This is a genomic window from Thauera terpenica 58Eu, from assembly GCF_000443165.1.
Taxonomy (GTDB): Bacteria; Pseudomonadota; Gammaproteobacteria; order Burkholderiales; family Rhodocyclaceae; genus Thauera; species Thauera terpenica.
The window spans coordinates 1-3,290 of sequence record NZ_ATJV01000104.1 but is presented as its reverse complement, the minus strand read 5'-3'; the positions used below and the strand labels follow the sequence as shown (position 1 = coordinate 3,290).

Genomic DNA, 3,290 nt, shown 5'->3' with positions numbered 1-3,290 from the left:
AGCCTGACCTTCACCGGCGAGGACTCGCCGATGGCGAACCTGATGCTGTCGGTGATGGGCGCGTTCGCCGAGTTCGAGCGCGCCCTGATCCGCGAGCGGCAGCGCGAAGGCATCGCGCTCGCCAAGCAGCGCGGGGCCTACCGGGGCCGCAAGAAGGCGCTCGCGCCGGAGCGGGTGGCCGAGCTGCGCCGTCGCGCCGCTGCCGGCGAGAAGAAGGCGCAGCTCGCCCGCGAGTTCGGCATCAGCCGCGAAACCCTCTACCAGTACCTGAAAACGGACGACTGACCATGCCGCGCCGCAATCTGCTGACGACCGCCGAGCGTACCGGCCTGCTGGCCTTCCCAGCCACTGACGATGAACTCATCCAGCATTACACCTTCGCCGAACCCGATCTTTCGGTGATCCATCAGCGGCGCGGCAGCCACAACCGGCTCGGCTTCGCTGTGCAGTTGTGCTACCTGCGTTATCCCGGCTTTGCCCTGCCGACGGATGCAGAGCCGCCCGCCTCCCTGCTGAACATCGTCGGTCGCCAGTTGCGCATCGAACCGGACATCTGGCCGCAGTACGCGCAGCGGCCGGAAACGCGACGCGAGCACCTATTGGAGTTGCAGGCGTGGCTGAAGCTGACGCCGTTCGCTGTCGCGGACTATCGGCACTTCGTCCACCAACTCGCCGAGCTGGCCCAGCAGACCGACCGGGGTATCGTGCTGGCCGAGGCACTGGTCGAGTTGCTGCGGCAGCAACGCATCATCCTTCCGACCCTCGATGTCATCGAGCGCGTGTGCAGCGAGGCGCTGACACGTGGCACACGCCAAGTCTATGAAGCGCTCACTGCGCCGCTCGGTGATTTCCACCGCCGCTTGCTCGATGGCCTGCTGGCGATCCGCGAGGGCACCAAGGGCAGCGGGCTGATCTGGCTACGCCAGCCGCCCGGCCCGCCGAAGCCCAAGCATGTGCTGGCCCACCTGGAACGGCTGAAGACCATCCGCGACCTAGCGCTGCCGGGCGACCTGGAACACGCCATTCACCAGAACCGCCTACTGAAGCTCGCCCGTGAAGGCGGACAGATGACGGCACAGCACCTGCGCGACCTGGAGCCGAACCGTCGCTATGCCACCTTGGTCGCAGTGATCCTCGACACCCGCGCCACGCTGATCGACGAAATCATCGACCTGCACGACCGTTTCATGGGTTCGCTGTTCAGCAAGGCCAAGCGCAACCATGCCGACCGCTTCCAGCAGTCCGGCAAGGCGATCAACGACAAGGTGCGGCTGTACTCGCGCATCGGTCGCGCCCTGCTGGAAGCCAAGCAATCGGGCGGCGATCCGTTCGCCGCCATCGAAGCAATCATCCCCTGGGATGCGTTCAGCGAAAGTATTACCGAAGCGGAAACGCTGGCCCGGCCGGAAGACTTCGATTTCCTGTCTCTGGTCGGCGACGGCTTCACCCAGCTCCGGCGCTACACGCCGACCCTGCTGGAAGCGCTGACCATGAAGGCCGCGCCGGCAGCGCGCGAACTGCTGGCCGGCGTAGAAGTGCTCAAAGGGATGAACGACCGTCAGGCGCGCAAGGTGCCGGAAGACGCGCCCACATCCTTCGTGCGCAAGCGCTGGGAAAACCTGGTACGTACGGGAGATGGATTTGACCGGCGCTTCTATGAACTGTGCGTGCTGTCCGAACTGAAGAACTCACTGCGCTCCGGCGACATCTGGGTGCAGGGCTCGCGCCAGTTCAAGGACTTCGAGGACTACCTGTTGCCGCCGCCGCGTTTCGCGGCGCAGCGCGATCAGCGTGAATTGGGCCTGGCCGTCGATACCGACTGCGAACACTTTCTGGAAGCCCGGCTTGCGGTGCTGCAAGAGCAACTGGCGACCGTGGAGCGGCTGGCCGCCGTCAATGAATTGCCCGATGCAGCCATCACCAGCACCGGGCGAATCAAGATTACGCCGTTGGACAACGCCGTGCCCGACGAGGCCGAGGCGCTGATGCAGCAGGCGTACAGCCTGATGCCGCATCTGAAGATCACCGAACTGCTTTTGGAAGTCGATGGCTGGACCGGCTTCAGCCGCCATTTCAAACACCTCAAGAGTGGCGCGGCAGCCGAAGACCAGCATCTGCTGCTGACGACCATCCTGGCCGATGCCATCAACCTGGGCCTCTCCAAGATGGCCGAGTCCTGCCCCGGTGTGACCTACGCCAAGCTGACGTGGTTGCAGGCGTGGCACATCCGCGACGAAACCTATTCGGCGGGTCTGGCCGAGCTGGTCAACGCCCAGTTCCGCCAACCCTTCGCCGCCTACTGGGGCGACGGCACCACATCGTCATCGGACGGCCAGAACTTCAAGGCCGGCGGCCGTGGCCAAGCTGCCGGCCAGGTGAACCTGAAGTACGGTCAAGAGCCGGGCGTGCAGTTCTACACCCACATCTCCGACCAGTACGCGCCATTTCACACCAAGGTCATCAACGCCACGGTGCGCGACGCCACCCACGTCCTGGACGGGCTGCTGTATCACGAATCCGACCTGCGCATCGAGGAGCACTACACCGACACGGCGGGCTTCACCGATCACCTGTTCGCACTGATGCACCTCTTGGGCTTCCGTTTCGCTCCGCGCATCCGCGACCTGGCCGACAAGCGCCTGTATATCCACGGCGACGCCAAACAGTACCCGACGCTCACCGGCCTGATCGGCGGCAACGTCAACGTGAAGCACATCCGCGCCCATTGGGACGAAATCCTGCGGCTGGCCGCCTCAATCAAGCAGGGCACGGTCACGGCCTCGCTGATGCTCAGGAAGCTCGGCAGCTACCCGCGCCAGAACGGCCTGGCCGTGGCCTTGCGTGAACTGGGGCGCATCGAGCGCACGCTGTTCGCGCTCGACTGGATGCAGAATGTCGAGCTGCGCCGCCGCGTGCAGATCGGCTTGAACAAGGGTGAAGCCAAGAACGCACTGGCCCGCGCCGTGTTCTTGAACCGGCTCGGTGAAATCCGCGACCGCAGTTTCGAGAACCAGCGCTACCGTGCGAGCGGCCTCAACTTGGTGGTGGCGGCGATCATCCTGTGGAACACGGTCTACCTGGAACGGGCAGTCCAGGCGCTGCGCGACACGGGCAAGAACACCGACGAGCGGCTGCTACCGCATCTTTCGCCGCTGGGCTGGGAGCACATCAACCTGACCGGCGACTACATCTGGCGGCAGAACAAGCAGGTTGAGCAAGGCAAGTTCCGGCCGTTACGAATGCCCGGCGAGGCTTAGCGTACGATTTTTTCCGTTTCGTGAGCTGACCCC

2 protein-coding genes are annotated in these 3,290 nt (G+C 64.6%); both read left to right on the top strand.

The window, feature by feature from the left end; translation table 11 throughout:
- Window positions 1-285, top strand: a 285-nt coding sequence (locus tag M622_RS37725; RefSeq protein ID WP_021250913.1) for a helix-turn-helix domain-containing protein, incomplete at its 5' end; no start/stop codon positions are given.
- 2 nt (window positions 286-287) lie between these two features.
- On the top strand, window positions 288-3,257 hold the full coding sequence (locus tag M622_RS37720; protein WP_021250912.1) for a Tn3 family transposase: 2,970 nt from the start codon (window positions 288-290) through the stop codon (window positions 3,255-3,257).
- Window positions 3,258-3,290: the final 33 nt, after the last annotated feature.